This window comes from Paenibacillus sp. BK033 (assembly GCF_004345425.1).
Taxonomy (GTDB): Bacteria; Bacillota; Bacilli; order Paenibacillales; family Paenibacillaceae; genus Pristimantibacillus.
In genome coordinates this window covers 103,532-122,595 of sequence record NZ_SLVP01000009.1, presented here as the reverse complement: position 1 = coordinate 122,595, position 19,064 = coordinate 103,532, and the positions used below count along the sequence as shown (strand labels likewise).

14 protein-coding genes are annotated in these 19,064 nt (G+C 54.0%); 2 read left to right on the top strand and 12 right to left on the bottom strand.

Going from position 1 to position 19,064, the window contains the following annotated elements:
• Positions 1 to 7: 7 nt before the first annotated feature.
• Both EV294_RS24525 and EV294_RS24520 read right to left on the bottom strand, forming a co-directional pair.
• Positions 8 to 1,432, bottom strand: coding sequence for an aldehyde dehydrogenase family protein (locus EV294_RS24525; RefSeq protein WP_132311673.1), 1,425 nt, complete (start codon positions 1,430 to 1,432; stop codon positions 8 to 10).
• 25 nt (positions 1,433 to 1,457) lie between these two features.
• Positions 1,458 to 2,267, bottom strand: coding sequence for an AraC family transcriptional regulator (locus EV294_RS24520; RefSeq protein ID WP_132311671.1), 810 nt, complete (start codon positions 2,265 to 2,267; stop codon positions 1,458 to 1,460).
• A gap of 138 nt (positions 2,268 to 2,405) precedes the next feature.
• Between EV294_RS24520 and EV294_RS24515 the strand changes: the two genes are divergently transcribed.
• Positions 2,406 to 2,855, top strand: a complete 450-nt coding sequence (locus tag EV294_RS24515) for an SRPBCC family protein (RefSeq protein ID WP_132311669.1) — start codon at positions 2,406 to 2,408, stop codon at positions 2,853 to 2,855.
• Positions 2,856 to 2,898: 43 nt separating this feature from the next.
• Here EV294_RS24515 and EV294_RS24510 read toward each other — a convergent pair whose 3' ends face one another.
• The 4 genes from EV294_RS24510 to EV294_RS24495 all read right to left on the bottom strand — a co-directional run bounded on the left by EV294_RS24510 (position 2,899) and on the right by EV294_RS24495 (position 6,710).
• Positions 2,899 to 3,846 (bottom strand): hypothetical protein, encoded by a 948-nt coding sequence (locus EV294_RS24510; protein ID WP_207918189.1) that lies wholly within the window; start codon positions 3,844 to 3,846, stop codon positions 2,899 to 2,901.
• A 331-nt stretch (positions 3,847 to 4,177) separates the two neighbouring features.
• Complete coding sequence (locus EV294_RS24505; protein WP_165930798.1) at positions 4,178 to 4,825, bottom strand: carbohydrate-binding family 9-like protein; 648 nt, start codon at positions 4,823 to 4,825, stop codon at positions 4,178 to 4,180.
• 14 nt (positions 4,826 to 4,839) lie between these two features.
• On the bottom strand, positions 4,840 to 5,862 hold the full coding sequence (locus EV294_RS24500; RefSeq protein ID WP_132311663.1) for a Gfo/Idh/MocA family protein: 1,023 nt from the start codon (positions 5,860 to 5,862) through the stop codon (positions 4,840 to 4,842).
• Positions 5,862 to 6,710 (bottom strand): sugar phosphate isomerase/epimerase family protein, encoded by an 849-nt coding sequence (locus EV294_RS24495; RefSeq protein WP_132311661.1) that lies wholly within the window; start codon positions 6,708 to 6,710, stop codon positions 5,862 to 5,864. The genes EV294_RS24500 and EV294_RS24495 overlap by 1 nt, the downstream gene beginning before the upstream one ends.
• A 146-nt stretch (positions 6,711 to 6,856) precedes the next feature.
• Between EV294_RS24495 and EV294_RS24490 the strand changes: the two genes are divergently transcribed.
• Positions 6,857 to 7,756 carry a helix-turn-helix domain-containing protein gene (locus tag EV294_RS24490; RefSeq protein WP_132311659.1) on the top strand — a complete coding sequence of 300 codons (900 nt, stop codon included), beginning with the start codon at positions 6,857 to 6,859 and terminating at the stop codon, positions 7,754 to 7,756.
• A 481-nt stretch (positions 7,757 to 8,237) separates the two neighbouring features.
• Here the strand turns inward: EV294_RS24490 and EV294_RS24485 are convergent, their stop codons facing one another.
• From EV294_RS24485 to EV294_RS24460, 6 genes are all read right to left on the bottom strand, one after another.
• The gene (locus EV294_RS24485) at positions 8,238 to 9,287 is read right to left on the bottom strand and encodes a LacI family DNA-binding transcriptional regulator (protein ID WP_243711785.1); all 1,050 of its coding nucleotides are present in this window, start codon (positions 9,285 to 9,287) and stop codon (positions 8,238 to 8,240) included.
• A 199-nt stretch (positions 9,288 to 9,486) separates the two neighbouring features.
• Entirely contained in the window at positions 9,487 to 10,860 is a 1,374-nt protein-coding gene (locus tag EV294_RS24480) for an ABC transporter substrate-binding protein (protein WP_132311655.1), read from the bottom strand.
• Positions 10,861 to 10,940: 80 nt separating this feature from the next.
• On the bottom strand, positions 10,941 to 11,780 hold the full coding sequence (locus EV294_RS24475) for a carbohydrate ABC transporter permease (protein WP_132311653.1): 840 nt from the start codon (positions 11,778 to 11,780) through the stop codon (positions 10,941 to 10,943).
• A gap of 14 nt (positions 11,781 to 11,794) precedes the next feature.
• Positions 11,795 to 12,688: a carbohydrate ABC transporter permease gene (locus EV294_RS24470; protein ID WP_132311651.1), complete on the bottom strand. Its 894-nt coding sequence runs from the start codon at positions 12,686 to 12,688 to the stop codon at positions 11,795 to 11,797.
• 12 nt (positions 12,689 to 12,700) lie between these two features.
• On the bottom strand, positions 12,701 to 13,801 hold the full coding sequence (locus tag EV294_RS24465) for a Gfo/Idh/MocA family protein (protein ID WP_132311649.1): 1,101 nt from the start codon (positions 13,799 to 13,801) through the stop codon (positions 12,701 to 12,703).
• 384 nt (positions 13,802 to 14,185) lie between these two features.
• Entirely contained in the window at positions 14,186 to 18,709 is a 4,524-nt protein-coding gene (locus EV294_RS24460) for an S-layer homology domain-containing protein (RefSeq protein WP_132311647.1), read from the bottom strand.
• Between the last annotated feature and the right edge of the window lie 355 nt (positions 18,710 to 19,064).

Here is a 19,064-nt window from a genome sequence, read left to right as displayed (position 1 = left end):
CGAACCGCTAATTGCGATTAAAGACGACCAGCTTCAGCTCGGTCATATCTTCAATGGCGTATTTTATGCCTTCGCGCCCGAGGCCGCTTTGCTTAATGCCGCCATAAGGCATGTGGTCCACGCGGAAAGTCGGGATATCGTTAATCATCACTCCGCCAACCTGCAGCTGCTCGGACAGATCAAGCGCGGTCTTAAGATCATTCGTATAAAGACCGGCCTGCAGGCCGAACTCGGAATCATTCACCTTCTCGACCGCTTCCTCCAGGGTATCCACTTTGTTCACAATGACAACCGGAGCGAACACTTCCTTGCATGATACTTGCGCATGGGCAGGAACGTTCAACAATACGGTTGGCAGCAGGATGCCGCCTTCCGCCTTGCCGCCGCATGCGACTTCCGCGCCAAGCGAGCGCGCCTCCTCCATCCATTCCAGTACCCGCGTGACATCCCGCTCCGAGATCAGTGCCGATACATCGGTTAAAGGATCAAGCGGGTCGCCGACTTGCAGCTTTTCAACCTCCGCCGTGAAACGCTCCACGAATTCCTCGAATACTTCTGCCAGCACATAGACTCGCTGCAGCGAGATGCATACCTGCCCCTGGTAGGAGAAGGCTCCAACCGCCGCGCGGGCAGCAATAGCTTCGATATTTACGCCCTTATCGATAATAACCGCCGAATTCGAACCAAGCTCCAGCGTTACCCGCTTGATGCCAGCCATTGCGCGAATGCTTGCGCCAACCGCCGCGCTGCCCGTGAAGGTAACCATGCTCACCCTCGGATCCTTTACGATAGCCTCGCCCAGTAGCCGGCCATCGCCGGTAATCACGTTTAGCGCACCATCCGGCAGGCCTGCTTCTTGAAGCAGCTCCGCGATAAAATACGCGGACAGCGGAGTCTGCGGCGCAGGCTTCAGCACGACGGTATTCCCTGACGCAATCGCCGGCCCAAGCTTGTGGGCGACCAGATTTAGAGGAAAGTTAAACGGCGTAATGGCGCCAACGACGCCAATAGGCTCGCGAACGGTATAACCAAAGCGGCCCTCGCCGCCCGGCACCGCATCCAGGGGAATCGTCTCCCCGTGTATGCGTTTCGCTTCTTCAGCGGCTATTTGATAGGTCTGAATCGTGCGGTCGACTTCGGCATAAGCCGCCTTCAGCGGCTTGGCCGCTTCCAGCGCGACAAGCCGTGCAGCCTCTTCGCGGCGCTCGGCAAGCAGCTGAACAAGCTTTTCGAGAATAGCGGCGCGCTTGTGGGCCGGCATCTTACGCATACCCGCCGTTGCCACCACCGCTGCTTGAATAGCCAGATTCGCTTCCGTTAATCCGGCGTCCGCAATCTCGGCAATCGCTTCCTTTGAATATGGCGCATAAAGCGTCGTGTATTGGGCGGTCTCGACCTCTTGTCCGCCGATCAACAGCTTTTGTCTCTTCATAGCCAACACTCCTTTTATTCCTTCCTTAGCTAATAACGCCCGACAGATACTGCTCGGGTGAACGGCCGACCACGGCCTTGAAATCTTTGCTGAAATGCGCCTGATCGTGGTAACCCAGCTCAACCGATAACCCGGCCAAATCCTGGGCTTGACCCAGATCCATCGCTTCGGCGGCATTTTGCAGCCGGAACAGCCGGATAACCGACTTCGGATTCACTCCGACGTATTTGGCGAATAAACGCTGCAGCCGCCGGATGTTTATGTCAAAGGACTCGCATACCTGCTCTACCTTGGTTATACCCTGGTTGCCAGCCGCATAATCGATAATTTGATTGACTAACGTGATCTGGTCATCATAAGGCGGGAGCCTCTCTGCCAGCAGCTGCTCTACGACATGAATCATACCGCGGTCACTATCTCGATGGGCAAGCACAAGCTCTTCAAGCTCCGAGCCTGGTATCCCAAGCACGGTCTCCACCTCTATAGGTCCTTCTGTCAACTCGGACAGCTCTTTGTTCACAAACGGATACAGACCGCCCGGACGGAACTTAACGCCAAAGACGATTCCGCTTCCCTTCAGCAGATAAGAAAATTTCTCTTTGCCAGGCCCGTAGAAAAAGGTTTTGCCCTGCTCAACCACCAGATTAGCGCACGGATTGGGTACAACATGCTGCCAATAGGAGTCATTCTGTTCCAGGTTCCATTGAACAATCCAGTAATGCTTGATAAAAGGCGACAAGGCCTCCGAAGCCGAATACCGCTCCAGCCGGAACTGGTCCCCTGCTGCGTTTAATCCGAGAACGCCCATGCTGGGCCGGGTTTGTGGATGGCTCATCCCTTCACTCCTGTTCGTGTCGCGTTTTTACAATACTTAGAAAAAGTCTTCTTCTATAATGAGTTTACCACACGCATCCAAGAAGAACCTGCAGCCTAGAAGAAAGATAAATAGAATCCAAGGAGGATATTAACAAAGATGGAGCTAAACTATGTATTCTATATTGATGCCTCGCCCGAGCAGGTGTGGCAGACGCTTGTCACCCCGGAAGGAACGCGGAGCACCTTTTTCGGAACCGTCCTGAACTCTACCCTTGAGCCTGGAGCTTCCTTCGAATACGTCGGACCGGGAGCGGACGGCGACAATACGGTCCATGTGTACGGCACTATTCTGGAGGCCGTTCCAGGCAAGGTGCTCAGCTATCGGGAGCATCCCGGCCCTTCTTACAGGGACAACCATGCCGAGCTGGAATCCAGAGTAACGTTCACCATGGAGACGGTAGGCAGCTGCACCAGGCTGACGCTTGTCAATGATCAATGGACGCCGGATCACCCGTCCTTCGCAAATTCGAAAGAGCATTGGTGGATGATGCTCAGCAATATTAAGACCTACACGGAAACGGGCAAAACGCTTGACTTCGGCTGGTAAAAAACAAGGGCAGACGGTCAATGCGACCTCTGCCCTCTATCCATTAAGGCGACCAGTATCTTCCGCCCTTAAGATCCGTATCCTGCAGAGCGCCATCGGCTTCCTGCAAGACAAATAAGTTCTCGCCCTCCGCACCCGCCCAAGCGATTCCAAGCAGCACCCCTTCATCCGAACGGGCCAGGAATAGCACCTCGAACCTTCCCGGGTCATCTCCGCCGTCTACCCGCCAAGTACCGGATTCGTTATACGTTGCGGGGAAATCCTTGAACAGCACTTTGTCTTCATGGATGTAAGCGATGCTTGCCAGCATGTCGTCCCCTTCACGCTCGAACACAAACAAAGCTATCTTCTCTTGTTCCGATTCGGAAAGAATGCTGCTCGACGTTACCTTTCTGCCTTTAATTTCTTCCACGCGGATTATCGTATCGGCATCCGCCTGTTCGTACTGCCCGTCTTCGGCGCTGGCTAGATCGACCAAGGAGTCCTGGCTAACGACGCCTTCCCTAGCCAGCAGATACGACTTATTCGGCAGGAGTATCCCTTCATCCTTAATTTTGTAGATATACCCCGCCATATTATTGAAGTTATCGATCGACTGTCTATTGGTATCCTGATCATTGGCCTCTTGACGGCGGACATACTCGATCTCGATCCGGTCCCCGCCATTTCCGATAGCCGCGGCAAACTGCTCCGGATCGTCTATTTCATCCCCATTTTCGGCGGGAATCGTGATTAACTGCTGCCCGGTTTCGTCCGCGAACGCAAACACGTTTTCCAGGCGACCCAGCTCCAATTGACCGTTAGCCGCCCCCGCATCCGTTTCCGCAGGCTCTTCTTCAGGCGTTTCTATGCTTGGCACCGGCGATTCGGCAAGTTCACTAACCACTGGTGTTGGTGTTGGCGTTGGTTCGTTTGATTCCGAATTCGTGCATCCGGCCAGCAGCAGCAAGGCTATAGCCCCACCAATCCACATGCCTTTTTTTCTCATCATTTCCCTCCTATCCGTAATGAGCCCGTTCCCTATGACTACCTTACCATACCTTGGAAAATATAGAAAACGGCTGCCTCGCAATGAAGCTTTTTCGCTTAATCTCCTTATTCTTAACGTGGTTAACCAGAAATTTAGGAGCCTTAAATATTAACCACATGTGGATAAAACGGGCTGTGGATATGTGGATGAGGGCTGTTGAAAGTCTAATTTTCCTGCTTGAATAGCCCGTTGATATGTGGGTAACTATGTGAATAACTTTACAAAAACTTTAATACTTCGTATTTTACGCAAAAAAACAGCGGTGCAAGGCACCACTGTTTTTGAGCCGTACTTATTTAAATACAAGCGTTCCAAAGCTGTCGCTGCGGTGAAAATTAGGGGTATCCGACTGGACCGGCGACCAGCTCAAATAATGAGGGGCCGGCGTCAGATCGCCGCACTTATAGAAGTTACCCTTCATAACGGCACCCGGTTCCGCCCGAAAATCCGGAAACCAGTAGTTAAGGAAAGCAAACGGTATGCGCAGGTTAAGCTCCCAGTACATACTGTGGCATTCGGGATTCCATAAGCCAAGGGCCGTCCTTATGCCGAACTGGCTTGCGGCTTCGGGCAGAATCCGCTTGCGTTTCGGGCCGCCGCTTTCGCCAATCTCCAAGAGCAGTACCCCGGCGGCATTCAGCTCAAAGTTGAGATAACGGGAATCCCGGGCAGGAAGCGGCTGAACGAAAAACTCCACGCAGCTGTCCTGATAGACCGGGTCGCCATGCCGCCTATGCTTCATGACGGGCGATTCCTCGTAGACTCGGAACTGCAGATGCAGCGCCTCTTCATCGTAGACGCCGCGAACCTCGGTCTCGGGCGGCTGCTCTATATGCAGCCACTGCTGATAAGCAACCTTCGCGGGCGGCAGCCCCCGCCATTCCTTGTCCGTAAAGCCGGCAGCAGCGGCTGCGAATGAAAACTCATGCTGTATGCTCATGGCATGGCGATCCTTTACCGTACGGAAATCCATGCGCCGCGTTGATCCGCCGATTCCCGCTCCGCCGTTACGATCTCGATGCTGGCCTTTGTGCTCTCCGGAGTAGCCGTATCCAGCGGCAAGCCTTGAACAAGCGCTTCCGTGAAATATTTTTGTTGATAGTAATAGCCTTGATCCGCCGGCAGCTCGGCGGTGAAGCCCGGTCCGTCATTCGGATTTACTTTGACGCTGGCGCCGTCAAATTGCACGTTGCCGTGCTCAAAGTTAACCTTGTAGCCCATCTCAAAGCCAAAGTCGCCATTTAGCGTCCAATCCACATGAGCGGATACAATTTTGTTATCCGCATAACGGTAATGCGTGGAGACGATATCGTAGCCGCTTCCCGCGATCACGTTTCTGCCGTAGCAAGATACCGCTTCCGGCTTTCCGAACAGCCAGTTCACGACATCCGTGTCGTGCACGTGCATGTCGAGCAAAGCACCGCCGCCCTTTTCGTTCACGAGCACCCACGGTCCCCAGGAAGGCGTTCCGCCGCCGCGGTAGAAGTACGCATTCGTAGCGCTGCCGAACTTGCCGCTGCGAACGAGCTCCTGAAGATAAACGTAAGCCGGCCAGAAACGCAGGCATTGTCCGATCATCAGCTGTTTGCCGCTTGCTTCCGCAGCCGCAATCATAGCGTCGCATTCTTCCGCATTCATCGCCATCGGCTTCTCGCAAAGCACGTGAACGCCGCTGCTCAGGCATTGAGTCGTGACATCGCGGTGCAGGAAGGTAGGCAGCGTAATATCGACCGCATCCAGCTGCTCGCTATCCAGCATCTCTTGCACAGACGTGTATTTATTGAAACGGCCGTAATCGATCGCATTCTCCGAGGAAGTATCAATGTTGCCGCCGCTGCCGCCGCCGTTCAGCTTCGCTTCGTCCACATCGCAAAGCGCCACGACGCGGATCGGCGCCCCTTCTCTCTCGAGTCGCAGGTAGTTCTCGAGATGGGTCTTGCCCATAAAGCCAAGTCCAATCAGTCCTATTTTAAGCATTAGCGTTCCGTCCTCCCCAAGATGGCGTCCATTGCCGCCGAAGTGTTGTACACGATTTGTTTCGTATGATGGGTGTATGGCGGGATCATCTCCGCCGTTACGTAATCGTTATAGCCGATATCTTTAAGCGCTTGAATCACTACCGGATAATCCACGTCGCCCGCAAGAAGGTCGACGAAGCCGTGAAGTCCGCCCGCTTGTCTGCGGTAATCCTTGAAATGCACCTTCTTGATCCGCTTGTTCAGGATCGAGATCCAATGCTCCGGATAACCGGAATAGACAACGTTGCCCACATCGAAGTAAGAACCGACATACTCGGAGCCAACCGCGTCAATAAATCCGCGCATCTCAAGCGGCGACAGCAGGAACTTGTTCCATACGTTTTCGATGCCAACGGATACCTTCACCGCTTCCGCTTCCTTCGCCAGCTTCGTGAAGAAGGCCAGCGCATTATCGTACGCCCGGTCATAAGGAACCACGGGAGCATTCGGGATAAAATCAACGCCTACCGCGCCAGGCACGATCAGGACGGAGTCAACGCCAAGCGCTGCGGCATGCTCGAGCTGTTTTCTCGCGATATCGTAAGCCTTGCTGGACACTTGCTCATTCTCGCTGGTTGGCGGGTAGTCCCAATACAAGCCGCTTGCCAGGCTCGACAGCTCGATGCCGGCGTTATCCGCAAATTGGCGGATTGCGCGTACCTCTTCCGTCGTGCTTTCCAGGCTCAGCGGGCCTGTCTCGTTCAGCGACAGCTCGATGCCGTCAAAGCCCGCATCCTTTGCCAGCGCAATGCTTACCTCTATACTCATGCCTGCCGGAAAAGACCAAATATTAATCCCTTTTTTCAAGTTAGGCAGCCTCCTTTAGCTCTTTATACTGCCATTATATAGGCCCCCGCGAAGCCCTTCTTTAGCAAATCAGCCGGACCTTTTGCACAGAGCGAAAAGGATTTATAATTAGTGCAAACAGGTACAAACAAGGGAGAGGGCAATAGGTGGAATTCATTCGCCATACGCTGAAAGAAATGCTTGCCGTACGCAAGCTGATCTCGTTCCATTACTTTGAGTTCGCGAAAGGTTACGTATTCGAGGGAGAGCAGCATGACTTCTGGGAGCTGCTTTACGTGGACAAGGGGAACGTGGAAGTAAGGGCCGATGAGCAAACGCATCAGCTTGAACAAGGCATGATCATCTTCCATAAGCCCGGAGAGTTTCATACCGTGAAGGTTGGCAGCCAGCATAAGCCGCCTAACCTGTTCGTGCTCTCTTTCGAGTGCGCTTCCCCATGCATGGAGTGCTTCGAGAACCGGATTATTCAGCTGGGGACAAAAGAAAGGAACCTGCTGTCACTGCTCATGCAGGAAGGCTTTTATTCCTTTGAGCCGCCATACGACAAGTCCGATCTCCATGAGCTGGTTACCCGGGAAGACGCCCCCTTCGCCAGCGAGCAGGCGATGCGCAATTACTTGGAGACGCTGCTTATTCAATTGATTCGGCAGCAGGAAGATGCCGACCGGCAATCCGTGCGCAAGCCCGCCTCTTTCCAGACGGAGAAAGCGGAACAGAAGACGGCCGACCGGATTATCGCCTTCATGCGCGGGCACCTGGGCGAGCAGTTGACTTTGGACAGGCTGTGCAAGGAGCTTCACTTGGGGAAAAGCCGGCTCAAGGAAGTGTTTCACGCGCAGGCCGGCGTTGGCCCGATGGACTATTTCAAGCAGCTCAAGATCGAGGAAGCCAAAACGATGATCCGCGAGCAGCAGTACAACATGACCGAGATTGCCGCTATGCTTGGCTACAGCAGCATTCATTATTTCTCGCGCGATTTCAAGAAATCAACCGGCATGCCGCCGTCCGATTACGCCCGTACCGCCAAGGCCCGGGCTCAGGGATGAGATAGCCCTATGCGCGGTTTATAAGCTCCTTACCGATAAGCTCCTTACCGGTAACCGCACAGCTTCGAAAGCCTTTGTTGCACAATATGCAGTGTAATCGTACATTTGAGGCCGTCTTCTAACAATATACTGAGCGGAATGCAGGATATCGGGGGAAAAACGGTTAATCCTAGGCTCATTACGAACAATATGCTGTATTCCGTGCAACATATCTCACCAGCACCCACTATTTCGAACCATTATCCTGCAATTCGTGCAACGCAGCTCCGTGAAGGCTATGCCGTTGGCGTGCATCTCAGCTCCATGAATGCCATACCGTTTGCGTGCAACGCAGTTCCGTGAATGTTATACCATTGGCATCCATCTGGGCAACTCGGCATCCAGCAAGACGGAACGCGTGTCTATTGGCAGCGTGCTAAGCCATAAACAAAAAAAAGGCGCCCCCAAAGCCATTAAAGATGACCTCGGGACTGCCTCTTCTCTATGATTGCACGCTGCTGACGGCCGGCTGCTGGGACTCGGAAGAGCGGCGGTATACCATCCGGTACGGAATCGTCATGCGCACCGGCAGCGAATATTGATGATTCAAGTAATCGAGCAGCAGCTTCACCGCGTACATTCCCATCTCGATTTTGGGTACATGAATCGTTGTAAGCGGCGGCGAGGTGAACTCGGAGATTTCGATATTATCGACGCCTACGACCGCTATATCCTCCGGAATGCGGAGACCGCGCTCGGAAGCGGCGCGCATCGCCGCAATCGCCATCATATCGCTGGCCGCGAATACGGCGGTTGGCGAATAGCCTTTTTTCTCGAATGCCTGCTTGGTCAGCTCATAGCTGAGCGATACATCCCACTTCACGTCGATAATCCAATTGTCGTTCATCTCTAGACCGGCTTCGCGCATCGCGCTTTGATAGCCGAGGAACCGCTTCTCCTGACGGAAAGGATCGCTTAGCTCCGGACCGCCGATATAGCCGATCTGCTTATGCCCCTGCTGGATGAGATGCTGCACGGCTTCCTTCGCTGCGGCTTCGCGGTCATAACAGACGACCGGAATCGTTCTGTCCGCCAAATCCACGCCAACGACCGCCTTCACATTCTGCTTGATCCATTGGTACGCATCCGCATCAATTCGCTCGACGATAATCATGCCGTCGATCCGGTGCTCCTTCACGAGCGACTGCAGCTGCTGGATATCCTGCTGATTCTCGATGCTGTATACAAACTCCAGCCGTAGACCGGACTCCGTCAACGCTTTCTCGATGCCCTCCAGAATAACGGAGAAGTATGGATTATTATATTTGTTCTGAGGAATGGCAACGACACAGCCGATATGAACCATCAGCTTGTTATCGGATTTGCCCAGCTTCTCCGCACGGTTCGCCTTGTAGCCGAGCTTCTCCGCAACTTCCCAAATTTTCTTACGGGTCTCTTCGCTGACGGAACGCGTGGAGTCATTCTTCATGACCCGCGATACCGTCGAGATCGATACCCCGACCTGCTCTGCAATATCCTTTAACTTGGCCATCATACGTTCCTCTCTGTTCCTATATCGAATATATGCTCTCTATAATTGCGGCAACTACGCAAAAGTTGCGGCAAAATCTATTGTATAGCCCTATTCATCAATAGTCAAGAAACAGCGTCATTTCAGGCATTCAGGCCTAAGCAAAAAAGGGAAAAGAAGCGACCAAACGCCTCTTTCCCCCGCTCTTTCCTTAACCCTCTTATTTCAGCTTGGACTCCAGATCCTTAATGGCCGCATCCACGTCGCCGTCGCCGGCAAGCGGATTCTTAAGCGACTGCTCGCCGTATGTCCATACCAGATCCGTCTTTTTCACCGTGAACGGCGAAATGATGCCGAACTGCTGCGCGTCGAGGAAGATTTTATTCGCTTCGCCCGCGGTTGCGATATAAGCGTCGGATGCCGCTTTATTCGCCGGAATCGAGTAGCCTTGCTTCGCAAGCTCCGTTTGACCTTCCGGACCTGCCAGCCATGCCAGCAGTTTATACGCTGCATCTTCATGCTTCGTGTTGCTCGAAATCGCGATACCCGCCGGTTGTACAACCGTTTTGTTCTCTTTGAATTTCGGCAGGTACGTAATGCCGTAATCCACTTTAGCTTCCTTGAAGTTGGTTGTATTCCAGTTGCCGCCCGGGTTCATCGCAACCTTGCCGGTCGTAATGCCGAGGTTCACTTGGCCGCCTAGACCTTCGATTTGCGCTGGCGTGGTATTGATTTTTTTCTTCGTTGCGTCAATAAAGAAGTCCAGTACTTCACGTGCTTCAGGGGTATTCAGGGCAAGCGATCCGTCATCGTTCACAAGCTTCGCGCCGTTGGACCACAGCTCCGGCTCTAGGAACCAATCCATGGTCGAACCAGGCGATACGGACATGCCCCATTGCACGATGTTGTTGCCGTCAAAGCCGGCCTCGCCGGGGTTCTTGCCGTTCTTGTCGAGCGTCAGCTTCGTTGCGATGTCGATAATCTCGGCCCAGGTTGGTTCAAGGGAAGGAACCGGCGCGTTCTTCGGATTTTTCTTCGGATCCGCAAAGATCGCTTTGTCGTAGTACCAGACGATAACGTTCGCGTCGATCGGAAGCGACACTTGCTTGCCGTTGTATTTATGTAAACCGAGCAGGCTTTGGTCAATATTGTTCAAGTCGAAGCCGTTGTCCGCAAGCGGACCGTCCAGCTCTTTGAAGATGCCGAGCTCGGCATATTTCTCAATAAAGGCATAGCTGGTTTTGAATACGTCGGGAAGCGTGCCGCCCGCGGCGTTAGCCGTCAGACCGTCCCAATAGCTGCCCCAGTCCTTGCCTTCCAGCTTAACCGTAATGCTCGGATTGGCTTCCATGAACTTATCGAGAAGCTCTTGCGTACGCTGCAGCTCTTCCGCCGTTCCCCATTGCGAATACGTAATCGTAACCGGTTCCGCTGGCTTTTCTGTCTGCTCGGCGCTGCCGTTATCGCTTTGCCCGCCGTTTGCCGCCGTATTCGAGCCGCCGTTATTATTGTTGCTGCCGCAGCCGGAAATGATAATCGTCATGGATAATACCAGCGTAAAAAGACCCAATAACCACTTTCTGTTTGTTTTCATATCCAGTTCCCCTTTAGATTATTTTGAAAACAGCAGTATTGAAAATCTTATGCCTGCCCGTGTTGTTCTCCCTATCGGCCTTACCCCTTCGAACCCGTGAGCACCACCCCCTCAACGATATAGCGCTGCGCGAACAGGAACAGCAGACCGATTGGCACGATACTGATAAAAGCGCCGGCGGCAAGCGCCGGGAAATCCTGACTCGTCTGGCCGATGAGCAGCTGCAGACCAACGCTGAGGGTAAACATGTTGTTGCTCTTGATATAAAGGAACGGTCCGAGGAAATCGAGCCATGAGTTCACGAAAGCAAAGATTACGGTCGTGACGACAATCGGTTTGGACAGCGGCATGATAACCTTCGTAAACACGGTCCACCGGTTCCCGCCGTCGAGGTAGGTCGCTTCATCTAGCTCCTGAGGGATCGTCATGAAAAATTGCCGGAACAAGAAGATGTAGTACGCGCCGCCAAGCCACGCCGGAACGATCAGCGGCAGCCACGTATCCACCCAGTGCAGCTTCGTAAAGAGCACGTAAGACGGAATCATTAGAATGGACGGCGGAATCATCAGCGTCATAAGGACGATCGGGAACAGCCTGTCCTTGTATTTGGTTGAAAAACGCGAGAAGCCGTAAGCTACGATCGAGCTGGACAATACCGCCCCTAGCACAACAAGCGCGGAGATTGCAAACGAATTCTGGATCCACCTCCACATCAGCGGCTGTACATCAAACAGCCTGTTGAACGCTTCGAAATTGAGCGATTCCGGCAGCAATGTCGGAGGAACCTTGTACGTTTCGGCCTTTGTCTTGAGCATCGTCGACAGCATCCATACGAGCGGTCCCGCGAACAGCACCAGCGCGGCTGTCAGAAGCACGTATTTGCCGGTTTGCTTCATCACGCGTCTGTTAGACGTAGTCATCTTGTTTCCCCCTTCTATTTCTCGCCTTCATAATAGACAAACCGCTTCGACAGCTTCATTAGAACAAACGTAACAAGCGAGATCAGCGCGAATAGGAAGATGGACTGCGTCATCGCCATGCTGAATTTCAAATCCGTAAACGCCGACTTGTAGATGTTGTAGACAAAGGTATACGCCGCGTAATTGGGCCCGCCCTTCGTCAGCAGCAGCGCTTCCGTAAACATCTGGAAGTTGTACATCGTCTGGATAATGACAACAAACAGAATGGAAGGACTGATCATCGGCAGCGTCACGCGGAAGAACGATTGAACCTTGTTAGCCCCGTCGATGAGAACCGCTTCATATAGATGCTTCGGCACGTTCTTGAGCGCCGCCAGGAAGATAAGCACCCCGCTCCCGGAAATCCATACCTGCAGCAGGATTATGACCGGCTTGATCAAGCCTTCGCTGCCCATCCAGTCGATCTTGCCAATCCCGAATACGGACAACCCCGCATTCAAAATGCCGAATTCCGAGTTGAAAACCAGGCGCCAGATAATGACGGTCGCCACGATTGGCACCAGCGTCGGCAGGTAATAAAAAGTTCGGTAAAGGGCGATGCCTTTGACGTTCATATTGAGCAGCAGGGCCAGCAGCAGCATCCCCGCCGTTACGATCGGAACGCCAATGATGACGAAGTAGGCGGTGTTCCCCAGGCTTTTGCTGAAGATCGGGTTGTTAAACATGTCCACGAAGTTCGATAACCCGACGAAGTTATAGTTTGCCGCGCCCGGCAGCCGGGCATCGGTAAACGCGTAAAACACGGAAGTACCGAAAGGAACAAGGAAAAAGAGCGAGAATCCGATGATCCAAGGGGAAATAAATAAGAAGAAAATAAGTGTGTCAAATCTTCTCAGCTTGCTTTTCATCCGGGCACCCCCTTACTTCATTAGTTCGTTCACGTATACATAGCGTTCTTCCACGATGGATTTCTCCGCCGCCAGCGCAATCAGAAGCGCGTCTCTGCCGACATACGCGGAGGCAAAAGGCTGCTTGCCTTCCTTCACGCTCTTCACGAATTCGATGCGCTGCGTTTGTCCGCCGGTATGCCCGCCCATAATCGAGTCCGAGGTGACGTCGATATCGAGATGATCGCGGGTGAAGTTTTGTCCGCCAACGATGTCGATCGTCTTGTCGTTCTTCGCCACCATCTGGCCGCCGTTCTCGCCGATCAGCCCGATCTCAAGGCCGTCACCCATTAAATTGCGAGGCTTCAGGTACATGCAAAGACCAAGATTCGCCTTGCTTCCGTTCTCGTATTCAATCGTTACCCAGGCATGATCGACGATCGAGACATCCTCGATCGGTTTAGCAGGATAGTGGCTGTAGGAGTTCGTAATCAGGTTTGGCTGCCCCTGCTTCATTACGTGTTGACCGCCGGTTGCAAACACCCGTACCGGCTTCGAGCCGATCATCCAATTGAAAATATCAAAGTGGTGGCAGTCCTTCTCGACCAGCGCGCCGCCCGATTTGTTCTTGTCATAGAACCACTCCGTCGGAGGGAACGGATCGCGGAATTCCTTGCACCACATCAGCTTTACGTCGCCCAGGCGTCCCCGCCCAAGCTCCTCGGCCATTCTCCGGTACACATTGGAGTAACGGTACACAAGCCCGATCTGCAGAATGCGATCGTTTACCTCGGCTGCTTCAATAATCGCGTTGCAATCCTCAAGGGTATGGGCAACGGGTTTCTCTAGGAAAACATGCTTGCCGGCTTCGAGAAAAGCAACCGCAACCTCGCGGTGCAAATAGTTCGGAACGCTGATGACCACCGCATCGATGTCTTCTTTATGTAAAAGTTCCTTATAATCGGCTACGATAACCGGCTTGCTGTTCTTCAGCTCGGCCAGCGTGCGGTCCACGTTTGCCTGGTTCATATCGCAAATATAATTCACCTTGCACTCCGGCAGCAGATCAAAACCGATGCAATGATGCGAGCCCATATCTCCCACGCCGATAAATGCCATTCTCAGTTTTTCCATGTCTACACTCTCCATCGATAATTTTGCGCCAAATATGATCCGGATCATTACAACTCATGGCGAGTACTCGCTTTCATGTTCTGATCATAACGCAGCCTTCACGACAAGTCAACAATTTTTGGGTAAAATACCTGACATATTTGCGCCAAAATTATATTATTTCATTTTATCAGTAATCATGCGGGTTTTTCGCTAAATGTTTAAACTGTATCCTCCATAAAATTTGGGAATATGACACCAATAAGTCAGATTTGATTTCGTAATTTGCGCCAAATTAACTATCTTATATGCAAATTTCGCCAACACTTTTCTCTCAAATCTTCTTGGCGCAAAAAAAAAAAAAAAAGACTGTCCGGCATGCCGGACAGTCACTTGAGCTCGCTTTTATTTGAGCAGCATCTCCATCAAACGAAGCGTAATCACCGCCGCTTCCGCACGCGACACGCCTTCCCGAGGACGGAAAGAGCCGTCCGCATCCCCAATCATGAGACCAAGCTGCCTCGCCTTTCTTACGCTATCGGATGCCCAATCGCTAATCCGTTCCGCATCCCGATAGCTCGCTTCTTCATGATTCGGAGACGTTCCCGAAGCTGCTTCCCCGAGCATCTTCGCGGCTGCGCGAATAGCCAGAACCGCCAGCTCCTCCCGGGTGATTTGCTCATTCGGCCGGAACGTATCGCCGTAACCATTCATCAATCCCGCTGCCAATACTTCCTTCAACTCCTCTGTATACCAAGCCTGCACCGGAACATCCCGGAACGGCGTTTGCGTTCCGCCGTCCGGCACCGTTCCAAGCCCCAGTATTCTTGCCAGCATGGCGGCAAGCTCTACGCGGGTAATGGACCGGTAGGGAGCAAATCTGTCATCGCCCACCCCTTGCATGACTTGCTTTGCTGCCAGCGCTTCGATTGCTTGCGCCGCCCAGTGACCGGCCGCAACATCGCGGAAGGCCTTCTCGTAATTCAGCCATTGATAGGTTCCGGAGGCCGTGATTTGCGCCGTTAACAACCCGTTGCGGAAGCTTGCGGCAGCTGCTTTTAACCGTTCATTCCGAACACCGTAAAGATTAACGGCATTTACATCCGCCGTATCGGGCTTCAGGGATACTATGACGGGCGATGCCGCAAAATCAAGCGTCTTCTCCCCTGCTGCCGTCGTTACGGCAAGCCCAAAGGAAACAGCCTGCCCGACGCCATGCGCCGAGGCATTCTCCTTCGCTGCATAGGAAGCGAGATCCGATCCGGGCTTAACGGTAACGGACAGCCAAGCCGCGCCGCTTCCAGCCTGCTCCTTCGCCTTGGCCAGCAGGGAGCCTGGCAGCTCCCAGCTTACTTTCCCATCCGAAATGACAATGGACGGATTGCCCGAGAGAGCCTGGGCCTGAAGAGGCACCTCGATTTTCTCTTTGCCTGGAAGCCATGCGATAGCAAGCTTGCCATCCGTAAGAACCGGATTACCGAGACGCTGAACCTTGCCGTCATCCGCCGCCGGGACCGAGCCGTTCCCGCCGCCCGTGCTGCCGGATGAGCCGGTCACCGTCAGAGTGCCAACCTCGTATCTGCCGTCCGGACGTTTCCCGTCAATCGCCAGCTCCATGCCCGGCGCGTCCGTCGCCGGATCAATGACGGCAATAAGCAGCTTGTAGCTGCCTGCCGCCAGCGTGCTTGGCAAATTCAGCCGATGCTCCAGCACATGCCGGCCCGGCAGAAGCGTACGCAGATCGGTATCCTGCCGCTCTTTGTACACGATTGCTCCACTGGCATCGGCAAGGCTGTATTCCAGCTTCCAATCCTGATAGAACGGAGCAACTCCTTTGTTGTTAAGAACCGTCTCAACGGAAGCGGAGGTTCCGCGCGCCGCGGAGTTCGAATGCTTCACCGCCTCGATCACGTAGCGGTAGCCCATCATTTTCTGCATCGTCTCGATGTTGGACTGAATGTCGGTCCCGTATGCCGTACGCGCCGGGGAAGACGGCCCAAGCCACGAGGTATGGCTGACCCGCATCTGGCGCAAGGATTCCATAAGTGCATCATCGGTCAGCCAGCTTTCCGGGTTGCCGTTGGCAAACTCTCCGCCGGAATACGCATACTTCCAAAAGTCCGGCATCGCGGAAGCCGCTTGAGCCGATGCCGCATCCGAGGGATTATCCACGAACTCCCCGATGCCCGACCAGCCGTTTTGCGTCCAGCCCACCCACTCGTCCGTGCTGGATTTAATGCCGAACACGTCGTTAAACAATCCGGTCCGCTGCTCGCTTGCGATAGGGAAAGGTTTTCTCATGCCGATCTGCTTGTGCTTGAACGCGTCCAGGTAGTGCTGAACGTATCGGTCGGAGATACTCAGCTTCGGAAACGCGCCGGAGCCGCTTGGCCACGTATGCCACTCTCCCCAGTGCCCCAGACTCCCCAATTGCACGAAAGCAATCCGCGGATCGTTGTCGTATCGCTCGGCTACCTTGGCGATCATCCGCTCATGCTCGGCCAGCAGCGTCTCGCTGTCGTAATTCGGACTAAAGCCGGAGCCAACCTCCTGCGTATCGTACCAGGTGCCGGCATTTCCTTCCGCGGCAAGCTCATCGTACAGCCAATCCGGAATATCCTTATGGGACGGGTCGGCCGTAGGCGTATCCATCACAATCCGCAGGTTAATCCGTTTGCCCTGCGAGGCCCAATAAGCGAATTGATATTTCTGTTCAATGCCCGCCCAGTCGAACTGCCCTTTGACAGGCTCGAGCTCGCGCCAAGAAATTCCCGCGTACACCATGCTGTGCTGCTGAGGGTATGGAGTGCCGTCAGGCTTCGATGAATCCTTCGCCCAAGCGACCCAGCCCATAAACGGATTATTCAGCAGCTCAAAGCTTTGGCGAGGGTAAAATACGTCCGCCGTCTCCTGCGTCCGCACCGTATTGTCCACGGTCAGCGGCGCGCTGCCGCCCATCGGCAGCTGCAGCATGCCCCGGTTGGCATAACCAAGCTTGATTGGAGCCGGTTCATCAAGACCCAGCTGATCCAGGTAGACGTTCATTTCGATCGAATCGTCCGTTACCGCCAGATAAACCGGTCCCTTCTCCTCCCAGGAGCCGTTCTGCTGCTTGTATTCGTACAGCGTGCTTCGGTCGATCTTGTAATCGAAGCCTTCCTCCGTCCATAGGCCGCTTGATGCCCCTGTAGCCGAATCGCCGTCCGTATTCAAATAATAGACGTTACGCAGATCGAGATTCTTGCCCTTTACCCGAACGTACAGCTTGCGTTCGTCCTGCACCGCATCCAGCGCATAAGGGGAACCGCCTGCGGCGGCGCCAAGCTCCACCCCGCTCCAATCGCCGTCGTCCCCGTCTACGGTTATCGAGGACCCGCTGCTGCGGAGCTGGATAACAGCAGGATCGCCGCTTGCGTCAGGCGCGGCATAGCTGTTGCTTAGGAATCCGGCATGAATGGACTGCTCATCGGTAATCCCCAGCTCGTTAAGCGGCACGGACCATTCAATCACTTTATGGTCGCCGGTACCCGTGCTGACATAAGGGAATACCGCGGGCGTCTGATCCCAGCCGCCGCTTCCGTTCGAGGCGTACAGTATAGCCGTCTGGACCAGGAATTCAGCGCCCAGCTTGCCTGCCCATGCCCAGCTGGACGTGCCGGTGGAAGGGTTTTTGTCCGTATCAAGGAACAGATGCTCCCACAGATTAGGGAACTCGGCATTATCGATTCGGCCATCAAGGAGTGCAAACAGCTTGCCGTCCGTCACATAAGTCTTCACGGTTGTCAGCCCGTCCGCCGTCACCGTCAGCGGCTGAATACCCGCCCAATCCGCGGGATCGCCATCCACCGTTAACTGCGGCTTCGCCGCGAGGCTAATCTCCGCGGGATCGCCGGCAGGGTCCGGCATGGCGTAGTTATTGCTTAGAAAAGCCGCATGAACCGACTTCGCATCGCCGGCATGCAGGTCGGCAAGCGGCAGCGTCCATTCAATCGTCTTCGCGTCGCCCGTTCCGGAACGGGCATAGCTTAATCCGGTCGCCGCCTCCTGCCAGCCGCCGCTTCCGTTCGCCTCATAGAGAAAACCGGATTGAACGAGGTATTCCGAGCCCAGCGTGCTCGCCCATGCCCACATCGCATTTCCCGTTGCAGGCTTGCGGTCAACGTCGATCAGCAGATGCTCCCACAAATCCGGGAATTCGCCATTGTCGATACGCCCCTCAATCAGCATGTGCAGAGCATCCGCCGACACCGCGTATTTCACCGTTGTTTTCCCGTCCGCGCTGCGAAGCAGCTCGGGCACATCGGCCCATTCGGAGCCGTTGCCGTCAATGGCCAGATCAGCCGGAGGCGGAGGTGCTTGCGCTGTACCGCCGGATGAGGAAGGCTGCACCGAGACCATTAACTCGCCAAGCTCCGGCAGCATCGATCCTTCCGACAATAAACCCACCTTGATTTTGCCCGCGGGATCGGCAGCCTGAAGCGCCGTCAGATCAATCTCGTATTCGGCAACGGTGTCGTTATCCCTCAGCACAACCTGTCCCTGCCGCACCCAATCCCCATTCTCGTAGGCATACGCTGCGTCGCCTTCAATCTTGTAATCAATCCCGGTCGAATCCTTCCACCCGGCTATATTCGCCCCCGTAGCCGCATTATTGTCGGTATTTACGTACAGCGTCTTGGCGCGGTTCATCCCGCTTCCCTTCGCCATGACATAGAGCTTGCCGTCCTGATTAACCGCCTTAATCGATGCCATCCGGCTGCTTGCCGTCGCCTGATCCGTGTGCCCGCCATTCCAATCCTCGAAATTGCCGTACAGCGGCACAGCCCCGGAACCCGCTTCCGCAGATGCCGCAGGCAGACCGGCAGCCGGAAGAGCTCCCATTATAACCGCCAGTGCCGTTAACGCTGCCTTTTTCCCCGTCTTGCCCATCGTTTCCCCATCCCTTCGGTTTGTCCTTACCTGTGAAGCGATTCTCGACGAACTCCCCTAGACGTTGCCCCTTCTAATTTTGCAGCCTCCTTTGTTTGTATAAGCGCCAGACGCTTGTTGCCCCTCATTCTAGTAAATATTTACACAAATTTCAATCATTTTTAGGAAAATATTTATTTAGTTTGCGGCAAATAATTTAGCTGATTTATAACTAGTCCCTAAATCCTTTAAGGGCACTAAACGTTGCAATCGAAGTCATGCGCCTCAAAAAACCGTGAATATAATTGTTGTAATCCCGTAAACGCTCGATTATAATGGCCTCGTTGGCGCATAAGCAATCTCATTCACCCTGTTA

Coding starts and splice junctions, on each gene's coding strand:
- EV294_RS24525 (WP_132311673.1), bottom strand. CDS start 1,432: ATGAAGAGACAAAAGCTGTTGATCGGCGGACAAGAGGTCGAGACCGCC.
- EV294_RS24520 (WP_132311671.1), bottom strand. CDS start 2,267: ATGAGCCATCCACAAACCCGGCCCAGCATGGGCGTTCTCGGATTAAAC.
- EV294_RS24515 (WP_132311669.1), top strand. CDS start 2,406: ATGGAGCTAAACTATGTATTCTATATTGATGCCTCGCCCGAGCAGGTG.
- EV294_RS24510 (WP_207918189.1), bottom strand. CDS start 3,846: ATGATGAGAAAAAAAGGCATGTGGATTGGTGGGGCTATAGCCTTGCTG.
- EV294_RS24505 (WP_165930798.1), bottom strand. CDS start 4,825: ATGAGCATACAGCATGAGTTTTCATTCGCAGCCGCTGCTGCCGGCTTT.
- EV294_RS24500 (WP_132311663.1), bottom strand. CDS start 5,862: ATGCTTAAAATAGGACTGATTGGACTTGGCTTTATGGGCAAGACCCAT.
- EV294_RS24485 (WP_243711785.1), bottom strand. CDS start 9,287: ATGGCCAAGTTAAAGGATATTGCAGAGCAGGTCGGGGTATCGATCTCG.
- EV294_RS24480 (WP_132311655.1), bottom strand. CDS start 10,860: ATGAAAACAAACAGAAAGTGGTTATTGGGTCTTTTTACGCTGGTATTA.
- EV294_RS24475 (WP_132311653.1), bottom strand. CDS start 11,780: ATGACTACGTCTAACAGACGCGTGATGAAGCAAACCGGCAAATACGTG.
- EV294_RS24470 (WP_132311651.1), bottom strand. CDS start 12,688: ATGAAAAGCAAGCTGAGAAGATTTGACACACTTATTTTCTTCTTATTT.
- EV294_RS24465 (WP_132311649.1), bottom strand. CDS start 13,801: ATGGAAAAACTGAGAATGGCATTTATCGGCGTGGGAGATATGGGCTCG.
- EV294_RS24460 (WP_132311647.1), bottom strand. CDS start 18,709: ATGGGCAAGACGGGGAAAAAGGCAGCGTTAACGGCACTGGCGGTTATA.